Source organism: Paenibacillus sp. HGH0039 (genome assembly GCF_000411255.1).
In the GTDB taxonomy this organism is placed as follows: Bacteria; Bacillota; Bacilli; order Paenibacillales; family NBRC-103111; genus Paenibacillus_F.
The window spans coordinates 2123831-2139903 of the sequence record NZ_KE150413.1 but is presented as its reverse complement, the minus strand read 5'-3'; the positions used below and the strand labels follow the sequence as shown (position 1 = coordinate 2139903).

General features: G+C 59.3%; 10 protein-coding genes. 3 read left to right on the top strand and 7 right to left on the bottom strand.

The genetic code is table 11. From position 1 onward, the window contains the following. Nucleotides 1-55 precede the first annotated feature (55 nt). The 7 genes from modB to HMPREF1207_RS24190 all read right to left on the bottom strand — a co-directional run bounded on the left by modB (nt 56) and on the right by HMPREF1207_RS24190 (nt 12491). Nucleotides 56-745: a molybdate ABC transporter permease subunit gene (modB, locus tag HMPREF1207_RS24220; RefSeq protein ID WP_009672425.1), complete on the bottom strand. Its 690-nt coding sequence runs from the start codon at nt 743-745 to the stop codon at nt 56-58. Nucleotides 746-748: 3 nt separating this feature from the next. Next, nucleotides 749-1579, bottom strand: coding sequence for a molybdate ABC transporter substrate-binding protein (gene modA / locus HMPREF1207_RS24215; RefSeq protein ID WP_009672410.1), 831 nt, complete (start codon nt 1577-1579; stop codon nt 749-751). A 170-nt stretch (nt 1580-1749) separates the two neighbouring features. Next, nucleotides 1750-2205 carry a GNAT family N-acetyltransferase gene (locus HMPREF1207_RS24210; RefSeq protein WP_009672464.1) on the bottom strand — a complete coding sequence of 152 codons (456 nt, stop codon included), beginning with the start codon at nt 2203-2205 and terminating at the stop codon, nt 1750-1752. A gap of 38 nt (nt 2206-2243) precedes the next feature. Continuing rightward, nucleotides 2244-4811 carry an ATP-dependent helicase HrpB gene (hrpB, locus tag HMPREF1207_RS24205; RefSeq protein WP_009672401.1) on the bottom strand — a complete coding sequence of 856 codons (2568 nt, stop codon included), beginning with the start codon at nt 4809-4811 and terminating at the stop codon, nt 2244-2246. A gap of 373 nt (nt 4812-5184) precedes the next feature. Then, nucleotides 5185-5436, bottom strand: a complete 252-nt coding sequence (locus HMPREF1207_RS24200; protein WP_009672494.1) for an Ig-like domain-containing protein — start codon at nt 5434-5436, stop codon at nt 5185-5187. Then, on the bottom strand, nt 5433-10985 hold the full coding sequence (locus tag HMPREF1207_RS24195) for a tandem-95 repeat protein (protein WP_009672533.1): 5553 nt from the start codon (nt 10983-10985) through the stop codon (nt 5433-5435). Before HMPREF1207_RS24195 ends, HMPREF1207_RS24200 begins: the two co-directional genes overlap by 4 nt. A 222-nt stretch (nt 10986-11207) precedes the next feature. Next, a complete protein-coding gene (locus HMPREF1207_RS24190) occupies nt 11208-12491 on the bottom strand; it encodes an MFS transporter (RefSeq protein ID WP_009672434.1) in 1284 nt (427 codons plus the stop codon). A 176-nt stretch (nt 12492-12667) separates the two neighbouring features. On the opposite strand from HMPREF1207_RS24190, the gene HMPREF1207_RS24185 reads away from it, so the two are divergent. The 3 genes from HMPREF1207_RS24185 (at nt 12668) to HMPREF1207_RS24175 (ending at nt 16002) form a co-directional block, all read left to right on the top strand. Continuing rightward, complete coding sequence (locus HMPREF1207_RS24185; protein ID WP_009672431.1) at nt 12668-13486, top strand: EcsC family protein; 819 nt, start codon at nt 12668-12670, stop codon at nt 13484-13486. Nucleotides 13487-13531: 45 nt separating this feature from the next. Then, on the top strand, nt 13532-14506 hold the full coding sequence (gene gluQRS / locus HMPREF1207_RS24180) for a tRNA glutamyl-Q(34) synthetase GluQRS (protein ID WP_009672475.1): 975 nt from the start codon (nt 13532-13534) through the stop codon (nt 14504-14506). Nucleotides 14507-14661: 155 nt separating this feature from the next. Then, on the top strand, nt 14662-16002 hold the full coding sequence (locus HMPREF1207_RS24175; RefSeq protein WP_009672398.1) for an MFS transporter: 1341 nt from the start codon (nt 14662-14664) through the stop codon (nt 16000-16002). The last annotated feature ends 71 nt before the right edge of the window (nt 16003-16073 follow it).

Sequence of the window (16073 nt, the reverse complement as noted above, 5' to 3'; positions counted from 1 at the left end):
TCGTAAAAAAGCGAACGACAAAAAACCTGCCGGGCCTCATGCCTTGGCAGGTTTTTTATGGAGCGGAGTTTCCGGCAGGCGGATTTCTGCGGAAGTTGCCCGCAAGCAGGAGCAGAAAAGAAAAGGAGACGATCGCCCCCGTCCAGCACCAGGCGAGCGTATAGTCGCCCGAATCGACCGCGGTATAAATGGCCGTCGGCACCGTCTGGGTCCGTCCCGGGATATTTCCCGCGATCATGATCGTGGCCCCGAATTCCCCCAGCGCCCGGGCAAAACCGAGCACAAAAGCGGTCACGAGCGCCGGTCCGGCAAGCGGCAGCGTAACGTGGAACAGAACCTGCCGCTCGCCGGCTCCCATAGACCGGGCGGCTCCTTCCAGGTCCCGGTCGATCGTCTGGAAGCCCGTTTTGGCCGATTGGTAGACAAGCGGAAAAGCGACGACCGTCGCCGCGATGACCCCCGCTCCCCAGGAGAAAACGACCGGCTGGTCCCAGAGCCATTCCGCCAGACGGCCGATCCAGCTTCTCCGGCCGAAAGCGAGCAGAAGCAGAAAGCCGATAACGGTAGGCGGCAGGACAAGAGGCAGCATAAAGACCGTTTCCAGCAAAGTTCTCCCCCGAAACGGGCGTTTATGTACGAGCCGGGCTGCCGACACACCGAATACGAAGGCGAGAACCCCCGACAGAAGTGCGATTTTCAGCGACAGCCAGACGGGAGAGAGGAACATTTCCAGGTTCACCGGCATGGCTCAGGGACTTTTTAAGCCGAAGCCGTATTTCGTAAAAATATCCCTCGCCTCCGCTCCGGACAGGTAATCATAGAACTTCCGGGCCTCCTCCGCCTGCTTCGTGCCCGAAACGATTCCCGCCGGATATTCGATCGGCGAACTTCCCGCCGCTTCTTTTGCCGTATACACCGTTTTCACCTTGCCCGAAGTCAAGGCATCCGTTTTGTAAACGAATCCCGCGTCCGCATTTCCCGATTCCACATAAGCCAGCACTTGGCGGACATCCTTGGTCCACACGATTTTGGGCTGCAGCTTGTCCCAGATCCCGGCTCCGTTCAAGACTTCTTGCGTGTAACTGCCCGCCGGAACGGTTTTGGGTTCCCCGACCGCGATCTTCTTCACCGGCTCTTTCAAAAGGTCTTCCGGAACGGCGATGTTTGCTCCCGAATCCCCCGGCACGATCAAAACCAGCTCATTGGTGAGCAGAACGCCGGAATGTTCCTTATCGATAAGCTGCTTATCCAGCAGAGCCTTCATCTGCGGCACCCCCGCCGAAATGAAGAGATCGGCGGGAGCTCCCTGCTCGATCTGTTTCTGCAGAGTGCCTGAAGATCCGAAATTATAGAGCAGCTTAACGCCGCTATTGGCGCTTTCGTAACGCCGGCCGATCTCCTCCAGCGCATCTTTGAGACTGGCGGCGGCGGATACTGTCAGTTCCGCCGCCTTCCCGGTCGCTTCCCGGCTTGAATCCGGTTTGCCGTCCGGGCTGCCGGTTTGTCCGGCCGAGCATGCGGCGAGTCCCAAGAGCAGGACTCCTGCCGCAATCGCTTGCCCTACCCGCTTCATAAGCACAGCGGCACCTCCATTCCTTTCAACACGTAAAATTTGTACGGTTCGATGTCGAGACTTCCGGTCAGCCAGCGCCCCGAGCTATCGGCAAATCTTCACCTGCACCAGGTAGGATGTCCCCTACTGTCCACCTGTCCTGTCCCGTCTTTCCCGTCCTCTCCCGTTTCCCCCCATTACCAAAGGTACGAGATAAAGCCGGTTTTGACGTCTTTTTCAAACCCGTTCTTCTCGTAAAAACGAAGGGTCGCGTCCTCTTTGAAACTTATCAGCAGCATCACTTTGTAACAGTCCGCCTCGCGGGCCAAATCCAGCGCCTTTTGCAAAATCAGACTGCCGCAGCCTTTTTTACGGTGGTTCTCGCGGGTTACGACGTTTTCAACCAAGCCGAAAGGGCGTCCGCCGCGGGTCAGGTTCTGGACGATTACAAGCACGCATACGGCAGCCAGTTTCCCGTCGTCTTCCACGACGACAAATTTCATTTTCGGATTATGGAACATTTCGTTCCACTGATTATCCAGGTCCTCGCTTGGAGGAATGACGGGGTCCTCCGTATTCAGCTGCCGGTACAGCTCCAGAAGTTGGTCCAACTCGTCGTGCCGGATTAGCCGGATGATTGCTGTTTCGTTCATAGACGCACCTCTTTTACGCCTCTTTGTCCGTCTTCGGACTATTTACGCGGCTTCGCCCGGCTGGTCGGAATCGCTTCAAGCGGATCGTCCGGCCAGTAATGCTTCGGGTAGCGGCCCTTGAGATCTTTTTTCACTTCAAAATAAGCCTCTTTCCAAAAGCTCTCCAGATCGCGCGTAACCTGCACCGGCCGCTGTGCCGGAGACAGCAGGTGAAGGGTCAAGGGCGCACGACCGCCGCCGATGGCCGGCGTAGCTTGGAGCCCGAACATTTCCTGAAGCCGAACATGCAGAGCCGGCGCTTCCGGCGTGCTGTAATCGACCGGGATGCGGGAGCCGCTCGGCACGGTCAGATGGGTCGGCGCCTGCTCATCCAGCAGTCTCCGCTGCTCCCAAGTGAGCATCGCTTCCAGTACAGCCGTCAGATTCAGACGCTGGAGGTCGCCCCGGTTTTTCATCCCGTACACGTGCGGACCCAGCCACTCCTCCAGAGAAGCCAGCAAAGCTTCGTCCGAGACATCCGGCCACCGGTCGTCATGTTGCGCCATAAAGCTCAACCGCTCGCGCAGCTGCCTCGCCGATTTGTTCCAGCTCAGCGCTTCCAGCCCTTGGCTTCTGATCCCCTGAAGCAGGGCATCCCGCATAAGTTCGGGGTCCGGAGCGGCAATAGTGATCTCCCGGAGGGCGAGCATGCCGAGCGATGTTCTTTTCCGGGCCCTTACAGCCTGAGCCTGCCGGTCCCAGCTTACCGTTATTTCCTCGACGATTTCATGGGCAAAATGCTCTTCAAGCTCGTCCCGCCGCACGGGGGCTCCCAAATAAATGGTGCTTTCCGCGCCCTGATCGTCCAGGTCGGCGCAAACGAGCCAAGGCTCCGCCGAGAGGCGCTGCATATCGGGCAGCACGGCCCCTCTGCCGCTGCTGAGAGTAAACCGCCCGGGCGACCGCTGTCCCGCAATGCGGTCGGGAAAAGCGAACGCGAGCAGCAGGCCCGTCCGTTCCGTACCGCCGGATTCGCCCTCCGGGACGCCCAGCTCGCGCTTCCAACGGGCCGCATCGCTCCCGAGACGGCGCAGCACGGAGACATCCGCGCTCCCCGGCGCAGACTCGTCCGCGAAGCTTTCCGGCTCCGCAGCGGCAGTGCCGGCGGCGCCGCTGTCGTGCGGCGTCCGCCTCTTCCCGCGCCCCGGGCCGGTGTAGGCCCGCAGAGCCTCGGCGCGCAGCCGCAGGTCCGCATCCCGGGCCGACGGCGTGCCGCGGAGAATGTCTCGCTCGCCGAGCAGCGCCGCCAGCTCGCAGGCAAGCCCTCCCGCGCCCAGCGGAAGCGCCCGCAGCGCCATGTGTGCCAGACGCGGGTGCAGGCCCAGCGCGGCGACCCTGCGGCCGTGAGCCGTGACGGCGCCCGCTTCATCGAGCGCCCCGAGCCTGCGGAGCAGGCTGCACGCCTGCGCGTATGCGGCCGCCGGTGGCGCGTCGAGCCAGGCCAGCTCATCCGGCCGGGCTCCCCACACGGCGAGGTCAAGCGCCAGCGGGGCCAGATCCGCCTCCGCGATTTCGGGCCGTCCGGCAGGGGCCAGGCGCCTCTCTTCCTGCTCCGTCCACAGCCGGTAGCAGACACCCGGCGCAAGGCGGCCGGCGCGGCCGCGCCGCTGATCTGCGGAGGCGCGGGAGACCGCCGTCGTCTCCAGGCGGCTCATGCCCGTTCGCGGCGAGAAGCGCGGAACGCGCACGAGGCCGCTGTCAACGACGATGCGCACGCCTTCGACGGTCAGGCTTGTCTCGGCGATCGTCGTCGCCAGCACGATCTTGCGCCTTCCCTGCGAGTCCGGCAGAATCGCGCGATCCTGCTGCTCCTGCGTCAGACTGCCGTACAGCGGCGCAACAAGAGCCTGACCGGCAGGCAGCCGGGAGGCGAGCTCTTTTTCCGCCCGCCGTATTTCGGGAGCACCCGGCAAGAACACGAGCAGATCCCCTTCCTCCTCGCGCCAGGCTTGCAGAACGGTATCCAGAACGGCCGCTGCCACGGGCCCTTTTACGGGTTCCCGTCTGTAACGGGTTTCGACCGGGTACATTCTGCCCTCGCTCGTTACGACGGAAGCGCCGTTCATGAGCGCCGCCACAGCGTCTCCTTCCAAAGTTGCGGACATAACGAGAAGCTTCAGGTCTTCCCGCAGCAGAGACTGGGATTGCAGGCAGAGGGCCAGGCCCAGATCCGCCGCCAGATTCCGCTCGTGAAACTCGTCGAACAGCACGATTCCCGCTCCTTCAAGAGAAGGATCGCGCTGAAGCATGCGGGTAAGGACTCCTTCCGTAATGACCTCGACGCGTGTCTTCGGCCCTACCTTCGTATCCGAGCGCATCCGGTATCCGACCGTCTCGCCCGTCTTTTCCCCCAGCAGGGACGCCATATAAGCTGCGGCAGCCCTTGCCGCAATTCGCCGCGGCTCCAGCATCAAGATGCGTTTGCCGTCCAGCCAGGGCTCCTTGAGGAGAGCAAGCGGCACACGTGTCGTTTTACCCGCTCCTGGCGGTGCGATCAGGACGGCGTTCCGCTCCCGCCTCAGCACATCCAGCAGTTCCGGGAGCACTGCCTCCACCGGTACGTTCATATCTGTATCCCCCGTTTAATTCATCAAAAGTCAACGTTTGCTTTTCTTAATCATGCAATGCCCCGTCGTTCATCCTGCAGGCAAAACCTTTATTCGCCTGATCGGTCATTCGCAGCCGAATCCCGGGCCGATCCTGTTTACTGCCGAGCTTGCAGGTTTGCGCCGGATCGTTTTTTTCAAAAACACAAAAGAACCGCTCCGTTGGCGGCCGGTCCTTATACCCGGTTCAATCCGGCAAAGCAAATGACCGGAAGTTCTTTTCACAGCATAAACCAAATGACCGCTTCCCGTCCATTCGCCCGATTGCACAAAAAAGAGGACGAACCCGTCGTCCCCTTGGAGTGAACGCCTTGTACGCGGCCCGCCTCCTCCTCTATTCCTCGACCAGCGGTTCCACAATAACAGGAATAACGGCTTCGGTACGGTCCCCGCGGAAGTTGGCGAGCTCAATCGTGAAGAAATCTATTCCCGTAAAGTTTGAGACAGGAGCGTAGATCCATATCCCGTCCGCGCTTACCGTGGATTTTCCGGATCCGGCGGATTGTTTCAACGAATAGGTCAGCGGCAGCCCCAGCCTTCTCAACGCCCGCACTCTGCCCTGAATCGGCGTATGCACCTCATTCATAAGGTCTCGCTTCGTGCCGTCAGTGTATCGGGGACAGGCTCTGCGTTACCAACTCCGTCATCCTTCCTTTCGACCGTTATAACAATCAGCGCTATACTGACAGCTCCACCCGCGTCCGTTACGCCGACCGTAAAGGAATCCGTCCCCGCGAAGTTGCGGCTGGGCGTATAGGTGAACGTCCCGTCCGTACGGACCGATGCCGTCCCGTTAAGAGGCAAGGTATTCAGGTTATAAAAGAGCGATTGCCCTTCCGGATCGGTCGCGGTAATCGTTCCTGAAACCGGCGCATTCCTTGTCGTTGAGCTTTGGACATTGCCGACGAGCGGAGCTTGGTTCGCCGGCAAGACGACAACTTTAACGAGAACCGTCTGCAAAGTGCCTGACTCCGTGAGGACAAACGAATCGCTGCCCGTGAAATTTTGATTAGGAACATACGTGAAGCTTCTATCGGCATTTACCGATACCGAACCGTTTGAAGGCGGTGTGCTCAACCGATAGACCGCTGAAACTTCCGGTACGAGCGGGACTATGCTGGTAAGAGGCGTATTTTGCAGCGTCATTAAAGTGGTTTCGATGGATGAACCCGTGAAAACCGGCGACACTTCGACGGTAATTGCCGCCATCGCCGAAGCGCCCGACTCGTCGGTGACTCTGACTTGGAAAGAATCGGTTCCCGTAAAGGTTGGATTCGGCACATACGTGTACGTATTTCCGGGTCCTGCCGTCGCCGTACCGTTTGCGGGAGGGGTGTCCAGCGAGTAGGTCAGGACATCATTGTCGATATCGTCCGCATCGATCGAACCGCTAACGGTCTGATTCACGAACGTGGATTGGGATACATTGCGGACCCGAGGCGGATCGTTGACAGGCAGCACCGTAACCGTCACGTCCGAGACGAAGCCGGCTCCACGGTCATCGCTCACGCGGATTGCAAAACCGTCCGTCCCGTTAAAATCCTGAGCGGGAGTATAAATAAAACTCCCGTCCGCATTTAAAATCACCGTACCGTTGCCGGGCTCCGTATTGACGGTGTGCACAATCGGATCGCCTTCCCGATCATACGCCGATATCCGGCCGGATACAGGCGTATTTTCCGGTGTCGAAAGGGCCAGCGGAGCTGCAAAAGGCGGATCGTTAACAGGCGTGACCGTTATGTTTACGACAGCCGATGCGACTCCGCCCTGACCATCCGATGCGGTGACCACGAAAAAGTCCAGGCCGTTAAAATTGAGATTCGGCGTATACGTGTACGATCCGTCGGCATTAACGGCGGCAGTCCCGTTAGCCGCCTGTGCGGCAAGGGCATAAGTGACGGGATCGCCTTCCGGATCGGCTGCCGTAATTTGGCCGTTAAGAACGGTATCTTCGACAGTCGTCTCGTTCACCGTACCCAGAATAGGAGCATCGTTAACCGGTACGACCGTTACGGTCACGACCGCGCTGTCCGTTCCTCCCGCTCCGTCATGGACGGTTACGGTAAAACTGTCGATCCCGTTGAAATCCGCATTCGGCGTATAGGTGAACGTGCCGTCTGCCGCCACCGCCGCCGTACCGTGGGTCGGAAATGTGCCGAGCAGATACGTCAGCGCATCGCCGTCCGCATCCGTGGCGGTTACCGCACCGGCAAGGGGCGTATCCTCCGGCGTCGGCAGCGCCAGATCCGCCGTCACCGGCGCGTCGTTGACCGGCGTAACCGTTACCGTCACGGTTAACGTCGCCGTCCCACCTTTTCCGTCGCTCACCGTTACGGTGAAGCTGTCGGTGCCGTTGAAGTCCGGGTTCGGCGTGTACGTGTACCCGCCTGCCACCGTCACGACCGCCGTGCCGTTCACCGGCGGCGTGCCCAGCGCAAACGTCAGCGCGTCGCCGTCCACATCGGTCGCCGGGATCTGACCGCTCACCGGGGTGTCTTCCGGCGTCACATCGGCCACATCGGCGGCCACCGGCGGGTCGTTGACCGGCGTCACCGTCACCGTTACATTCGCGACCGCCGTCCCGCCGTTACTGTCATCGACCAGGACCGTGAACGAATCCGTTCCGTTGAAATCCGGAATCGGCGTATACTTGAACGTCCCGTCCGGATTCAGGATCACGCTGCCGCGCGTCGGCTGTGTCCGCAGCGTGAACGTCAGCGCGTCGCCGTCCGCATCAGTCGCCGCAATCTGTCCGGATGCCGCAGTATCCTCGGGCGTTGTCAGTACCAAATCGGCCGTTACCGGCGCGTCGTTCACCGGCGCCACGTTCACTGTTGCCGTCTCTGTCGCCGTTCCTCCGTTGCCGTCACTCACCGTCACGGTGAAGCTGTCGCCCCCGTAAAAGTCGGGATTCGGCGTATACGTGTAGGTGCCGTCCGCCGTCACGACTGCCGTTCCGCTCACCGGAGGCGTGCCCAGCGCGTAGGTCGGCGCATCGCCGTCCACATCCGAAGCTATGATCTGGCACGTTACGGGCGTATCCTCCGTCGTGAAGCATTGTTCGTCGAACACGACCGGCGGATCGTTGACCGGAGTCACCGTCAAGATCACATTGGAAACGGCCGTCCCTCCTCGGCCGTCACTTACCTCGACGGCGAACGAGTCGTTTCCGTTGAAATTAAGCGCCGGAACATAAGTAAACGTTCCGTCGGGATTCAAGGAGACGGTGCCGTTCGATGCCGGTGCCCTCAACGTGTAGGTCAACGAATCACCGTCCGCATCCGTTGCGGCCACCAGACCGCTTACCGGCGTATCCTCCGTGGTAGTCAGCGCAACATCCGAAGTGACAGGCGGGTCGTTGACCGGAGTCACCGTTACCGTCGCCGCCGCGGAATCGGTTCCGCCGTTTCCGTCACTGACGGTAACGGTGAAAGAATCCGTCCCGTTATAATCGGGCGCAGGCGTGTACGTATAGCCCCCGTCGGACGCTACGACCACCGTGCCGTTGGCGGGCGGAGCACCCGGGGCGAAGGTGAGCGCGTCCCCGTCCACATCCGACGCGAAGACCCGGCCCGATACCGGTGTATCCTCCGGAGAAACGACGTTCTTGTCCTGCTCCGCGGGCAGATCGTTGACCGGAGTTACCGTGACGACGATATGAGAAATGGCCGCACCGCCGTTGCCGTCGCTGACGGTCACCGTGAAGCTGTCGGTGCCGTTAAAGTTCGCAAGCGGCGTGTACGTATAGCTCCCGTCCGCTGCCAGCACGACTGTACCGTTGAGCGGCGCGGTGCCCAGCGCATAGCCCAGCGCGTCGCCGTCCGCATCGCTTGCGTTAATTTTTCCGCTGACCGGAGTGTCTTCCGGCGTGACGACACTTCCTCCCGAGGCGACCGGCGGGTCGTTGACGGGCGTCACCGTAATCGTGACGTTGGAAACGGCCGTACCGCCTTTCCCGTCGCTTACTCTGACGGCAAAAGAGTCCGTGCCGTTAAAATGAAGACCGGGCGCATACACGTACGTTCCGTCCGCGTTCAGCGTGACGCTTCCGTTCGTAACGGGAGACGCCAGCGTATACGTCAGACCGTCTCCGTCCACGTCCGTCGGGGGAACGGCACCGGTGACAGGCGTATCCTCCGCCGTCGTCAAATTCACATTGGAGGTGACCGGAGGATCATTCACCGGCGTAACCGTAATGGTTACGGAAGCCGTGGCAGTGCCTCCGTTTCCGTCGCTGACCGAATAGGTGAAACCGTCGGTCCCGTTGTAATTCGGGCTGGGCGTATACTTGAACACCCCTGTCGGACCGAATACAACCGTCCCGTGCGCGGGGGGAACGGCCAGGCTGAACGTCAGCGAATCGCCGTCCACATCGGTCGCCGTTACTTTTCCGCTCAGCGACGTATCCTCCAGCGTAGTAAACGATACATTCTGGGCAGCCGACGGATCGTTCACCGGTGTGACCCGGATGGTGACTAACGAGTTTGCCGTCCCTCCGCTGCCGTCGCTGACCGTAACGGAGAAAGAATCCGTCCCGTTGAAATTCAGATCAGGCACGTAGGTAAACGAGCCGTTGGCGTTAAGCGCAGCCGTCCCGTGTGCGGGCAGGCTTGCGACGGAATAAGACAAAACCGCGGATTCGGGATCCGAGGCCGGAATTTGTCCCGTAAAGGACGTATCCTCGGCGATTGTGCCCGTTACGTCGGAAGCAATCGGCGGGTAATTCCCGGCCGCAACGGTCACAACGGAAGAGGCGGCCGTACCGTTGAAAACCGTCCCTCCGGTTACACTCTGGAACTGGTAAGTGACCGTCGCCTGATCGGCGAACTGCGCCGGGGAGGCAGGACGCGACGTGACCCGGCTTTGAAATTGGACGACGATCGACTGGCTGTTCGCCAAATTTCCGAGGGAAATTCCCGTGTAGGGATTTGCCGAGGCTTGAGCCGTGCCGTTGACAGTCACGCTTCCCGCAATAAAAGTCGTGCCCGCCGGCTGCTGGTGCGTGAGCGTAAGCGTATTGGCCGTGGCGTTGCCGGAGTTCGAGATCGTAACTTTATACGTGATTGCCTCATTAATGTAAGCGGTCGTCTTGTTGGATTCCTTCGTTACGCTAATGACCGGAGCGTTGATGTTCACCTGAAGGGCAAGCGCATTGATCAGATACACGTCGCCGTACGTCGTTCCCCGGATGTTGGCGGACGTCTGCGAATTGATCAGTTTGGACGATACGTCCACATTCGTGACGTCCCATCCCTGACGGCCGCCGGATATGACGGAACCCGTAGGATAATTCCGGTCCACGAACGTCCCTGTCGTGTCTAGCAGGCCGCTGTCGTTATTGATCTGCGAGCAAGAAATGGTGCTCACGTGATTGTTCGGCCCGTAGACCGGCGCAAGATCGGCGGCCGTCGGCCCGAACTGCATCCGGTCGCCCGTAAGCGGAGAACCCCCTTCCTGGGCGCTGACGAACAGCCTCCCGCTGAGCGGACCGCTTGTCGGGGTGGAAAATCCGCTTACGACGGCCGAGTTCGTGCTTGAAGGGGTGTCCATCCTTTCATTGCCGACGAAAATGGTCATGTTCCGCGAGGGAAGCGTCGCATTCTGATAAATGACGGCGAGCGTCCAGCCCGCATGATTGATGCTGTTCTCACTGTCTCCCTGCGTACCCGGAACTTTACCGACCGTATAGGTCCCGCCTCCGCCCGCCCGGACAAGACTCGTCACATTGGCGGACCTTACATAAAAGTAGTGAGATGTATTCACGCTGGGCGCAGCCGTATCGGGCGTAACCGTAAAAACACCGGCGCTGTTCGTGAGCGATACCGTATTATTGAGCGCGCTGCTCACGTTCTCCCCGCCCAGGTTGCAACTCCCTCCCCAAATCAGCTCCGCATACAAAACGGTGCTCTGGGAAGGCAGGACGAGGATGGCCGAAGAAGAATTCAGCCGGTGATCGGACGTGGTCCCGAGCGGGTAGGTGTCGTCTTGCAGACTTGTATTGACCGTAGTGAACGTGCCGATGGAGCGGGCCGTTTCCGGCGCGTTTGCGTTATTCTGTTTGCTGAGGCCGAGCGTATTGCCCGTAAACGTGATGGCTCCGTTGGTGGTAGTCGAGTATCTGTTTATAAAAGGCATCCCGTATCCCTCCTTTCCGCTATAGGTAACTTATGCTCCGCTCTCCGCCGATTTGCTTCGACAAAGCTCGACCACTGGAAAAAAATTTAAAAAAGCGCCGTGCGGAACACTCCGCACGACGCTTTCTGCAGCTTTACATGTAGCTGATCTGTTTCAGGATTTTATTCGTCTTCATGTTTTCATTCCTTCTAAATCCAGCCGCTCTCTTTCATCTTCTCCCTCTCAAAGTGCGGAGGCGACTTTGCTTTTGGCGGCCGTATTCGGGGCTGGCGCAAGCTTCGGAAGGATGGAGCCCAGAAGCAGCAGGCCCGTCAGGCCTGTCGCGAAGAGCACCAGGGCCATTCCCCACGCGGGCAGGAACCCGCCGATCACGACATTGATGGCGCAGATGAAATGGGCGCCGCTGTACAGCATTCCGTTGACCGCCATATACGAACTGCGCGCATGGTCCGGAACGATGTTCACGAGGAACGCCTGCTTAATCGGAACATAGATCAGTTCGCCGATGGTGGCGATCAGCATCAGGACAAGGAGAGCCCAAGGGTGATTGCCCATGGCCAGGTAGCTGTAGCCCGCAATGTTCAGGAAGAGGCCGACGAACATCGTGCGGGTGCCTCCGTATTTTTTGAGCAGATAACCGGTAAAAAGCGATAGGACAACGATGGCGAACGTATTCTCGGTCCTCAGAATGCCCAGAAGCTCAAGACCGTTCAAACTCGTCATGCTCGGCAGCAGAACGGCTCCGTGAATGTCCCTCTCCAGGCGGATTCCAATGTACTCGGTCAAATTAAACTCCACCGAAACCAAGAGGAGGCTGGCCAGGACGTAAACCATAAATGTCCGGTCCCGGAATACCTCTCCATAGCTTTTCAGAATATGAAAAGGTCCGCCGGTTTTCGGGACGCCTTCCTGCTCTGCGTGCCCAGCCGCCGGCTGGAGCGTTTCAGACAACCAGATCAGGGTAACGAGGTAAGAGATAAACGTAACCGCCGATACCCCGAGCAGCAGTTCGAACAAGTACGAGCTGAACAGGAACGCCCCGATAATGCCCGCGATCGAGATCGACAAGTTATTCAGCCAGTAGGTAATGCGGTACATAAATTTACGGGCGCCGGGCTCGGTCACGTCGATCAGCATAGCGTCCGCGGCGGGCTTGCTCAGTCCCCAGCCCGCTCCGATGACAAGGGTCATCGCCAGGGTCAGGTACGGCGACTGGTACCAGGGCGAATTCGCGGCCGCCATCACCGCGTAAGCCGCGGTACAGACAAGCTCGCTGATCAGCATCAGCTTCTTGCGTCCGATGCGGTCCGCGTAATATCCGCCGATAAACGTCGCGGCGACTCCCGCGATAATGTTGCCCATGACCGCTAATCCGGCGGTCGTCGTTCCGAGCGTTTTAGCGAAGTAAACCGCCATGAACGGCAGAACCATACCGCTTAGGATGCCCGTCACAAAGTGCATCGTTATCCGGATTTTTACATTGGGGTGAAAATCTCTGAATCTCATGTCCGTTTCCTCATCTTCCGTCGGTACTGGGTGCTTGTTTTCGTTTCCCCAGTTTACCAAATCGTTCCGGACTAAAAAAGGTAAATGAACGGAAACGGATTTCCCCTTTTCTGAACCGGTTTACTTCTTCTGCGCGTATTACTGAAAAATACGAAATTACACCTGGAGGTCTGGCCATGCACCCGACGGAAACAAAGGACGAACTTCTCCTACAGCTCAAAGAAATCGACAAATGGGAACAAGAGCAGAAAGATATTTTTTTCTGGGAAAAGCTCGGCCGTCTCCCCTTCGCCCTGCTGGACAAGGTTACCCCGCGCTTTCTGCAGGACCGTATCGGACAACTTATCGATGAAATCGGAAGCTACATTCAAACCGGCGGAAAATATCTCGTTTCGGAGAAAGGCATGCTCGACCATCTTTCCAAACATACGGCGGAGGAAAAAGAGGCCCGCCAAGACGTCCCGTCCATCCGAGAAGCCGCGCTTCTTCCGCTTGCTGTCATGGATCGGGCCGCGGATTCCCTGGCCGAATCCAGATCCGCGCTCGCGACCGTGCAAGGAGCCACCACGGGCTTCGGCGGCATTTTTACGCTGGCGATCGATATTCCCGCCCTCCTGGGCCTTTCCCTGAAAGTGCTCCAGGAGATTGCCGTCTGCTACGGTTATGACCCCAATGACAAGAAGGAACGTATCTTTATTATCAACTGTCTGCAGTTTTCGTCCTCCGATATCGTGGGCAAGAAAGCCATCCTGGAAAAATTGTCCGTTTACGATGCGGAAGGCCGGCAGTCCGTCTCCCAGCTTCAAGGCTGGCGGGAAGTCGTCACCACGTACCGGGATAATTTCGGCTGGAAAAAGCTGTTTCAGATGATTCCCATCGCCGGTATGCTGTTCGGAGCGTATTTTAACCGGGGTACGATACGGGACGTTGCCGAAGCCGGCAAAATGCTGTACCGGAAACGCCGCATTCTCGAAAGGTTGAACGATGCCGCTTAAAGGAGTATCTTCATAGATATCTCGTATGAAAGGGGCGTAATCACAATGAGCTCAACCCTAGTACGGGGGCGCTTCGCCCCTACTCCGTCCGGCGAACTTCATATCGGCAACGCCCGTACCGCCCTGCTCGCCTGGCTGCAAACCCGGGCGGCGGGCGGTACGTTCGTCCTGCGGATGGAGGACATCGACAAGCCCCGCTGCCGGCCCGAGCTGGCCGAACAAATCACCGAAGACCTGCGGTGGCTCGGCCTCCACTGGGACGAGGGCCCGGGCGCGGGCGGTCCCTTCGGTCCTTACGAGCAGAGCGTCAGAGGACGCCTCTACGAGGAGGCGCTCGGGACGCTGCGGGAGCGCGGGCATCTGTATCCCTGCTACTGCAGCAGGGCCGAGCTTCACGCCATCTCCAGCGCTCCTCACGGCCTCTCCTCCGAAGGACCGTCCTATCCCGGCACGTGCCGCTTCCTGACGGAGGCCGAGCGTGAAGCTCGCGCGGCGGACAAAGTGCCCGCGCTCCGTTTCGCGATGCCTGCGGAAGACATTGCTTTCCGCGATCTGGCCGCGGGAGCGCAGGTTTTTCCCGGCGGGGCCGGAGGGGACTTCGTCGTGCAGCGGGCGGACGGCATCGTGGCCTACCAGCTTGCCGCCGCCGTCGATGATGCCGCCATGGGCATCACCGACGTCCTGCGCGGCTGGGATCTGCTCGACTCTACCCCGCGCCAGCTGATGCTGCTGCGCGCCCTGGGGTACGAGCCGCCGCGCTACACGCACGTCCCGCTGCTCTACGGGCCCGACGGCCAGCGCTTGTCCAAGCGGCACGGCTCCTTGTCCGTGTCCGCCATCCGCCGCGCGGGAGTCCCGCCCGAGACGCTGCTCGGCGTCCTGGCCTACCTGTCGGGCCTGACCGACCGGCCGGAACCGGTGCAGGCTGCCGAGCTGACGAGGGATTTCCGGCTAGCGGCATTCCCCCGGCATCCCGTGCAGCTGAATCGGCAGCTCCTTCGGCTGCTTTCCGCGGGCTGAAGCATCGTCCGCTCTCATCCGTTCAAGAAGCCGCGAGAGACGCCTCCGGCCGGCAGGATAAAATTCCTCTCATCTGCACAAAGTATTCCTAGCTTTTGGCGACCGGATCACCGGAGATTCTGAGGAATTCTGACCGAGGAGAGTGAATCCGCCTTATGGAGGCGAAAAAAAAATGGGATCTCATTTCTGTGGCATCCATCCCGCTGATCATGACTCTTGGAAACTCCATGCTCATTCCGATTCTGCCTTTGATCCGTGAAAAGCTCCACGTGACCTCGTTTCAGGTCAGTCTGCTGATTACGGTTTATTCGATTGCGGCGATCATCCTTATTCCGGTCGCGGGGTTCCTGTCGGACCGGTACGGCCGTAAAATCGTGATCATTCCCAGTCTGATTATCGCGGGCATCGGCGGCGCCGTCTGCGGATTTGCAGCCTGGTTTATGCCTAATCCTTATACGATCATCCTGCTCGGCCGTCTGCTGCAGGGTATTGGAGCCGCCGGCGCGGCTCCTGTCGCCATGCCTCTCGTCGGAGACATGTTTACGGAGGAAAGCGACGTCAGCAGCGGCCTGGGCGTTATAGAAACGGCCAACACGGGAGGCAAAGTGCTGAGCCCCATTCTCGGGTCCGCGCTTGCCGCCCTGGTCTGGTTCCTGCCTTTTATGGCGATTCCCGTTTTCTGTCTGATTTCCGTCCTGATGGTCCTCTTTCTCGTCAAAAAACCGGAAAAAAGCGGCGGCAGGGAAGCCGGCTCAGACCAGAAGCGCGCAAATACAGGAAGCAAAGCGGCAGACAAAAACAGAAAGCCGCAAACGGATTCGGCCAAAGAATCCGATAACACCGACGGAGCGCCGATCTCGCTCCCGGTTTTTCTCAAAGATCTGAAATGGATCTTTTCCAGGAAGGGAAGGTGGCTGTACGCGATTTTCGCCATCGGCTGCATCTGTATGTTTTTGCTTTTCGGGGCTCTTTTTTATTTGTCGGAGCTGCTCGAAGAGAAATACAATCTGCACGGCATTCTGAAAGGCTGCGTCCTGGCGATCCCGCTGACCCTGCTCTGCCTGACGTCTTTTATTACCGGCAAAATCATCGGTCAGCATAAGAAGCGGATGAAATGGCTGACCTTTGCCGGCAGCCTGCTTGCTTTGGGCGCGACTCTGGGCTGCCTTTTCTTCAGCTCGCTGTACGGCCTGCTAACGATGCTTTCCCTGCTCGGAATCGGAATCGGACTCGCTCTTCCCTGTCTGGACGCTTTCATTACCGCGGGAATCGACAAAGCCCAGAGGGGCACGATCTCTTCCTTCTACAGTTCCATGCGGTTCATCGGCGTTGCGGTCGGTCCTCCCGTCGTGTCCGTTCTGCTGTCCAGATATCCGACTATTCTGTTCTATGTACTCGGTGCGGCCTGCCTTCTGGCAGCTCTTCTCGCTTTATTCGCCATCCATCCGTCCACGGATGAAGAGCCCCGGCCCAAACCGGAGCCTTCCCCCGCCTAGACTTGAGGAGGCTTGTCCTCAAGGACAAGCCTCCTCTTTTTTACGGAACCCTCATTCATTCCAAGAAACGA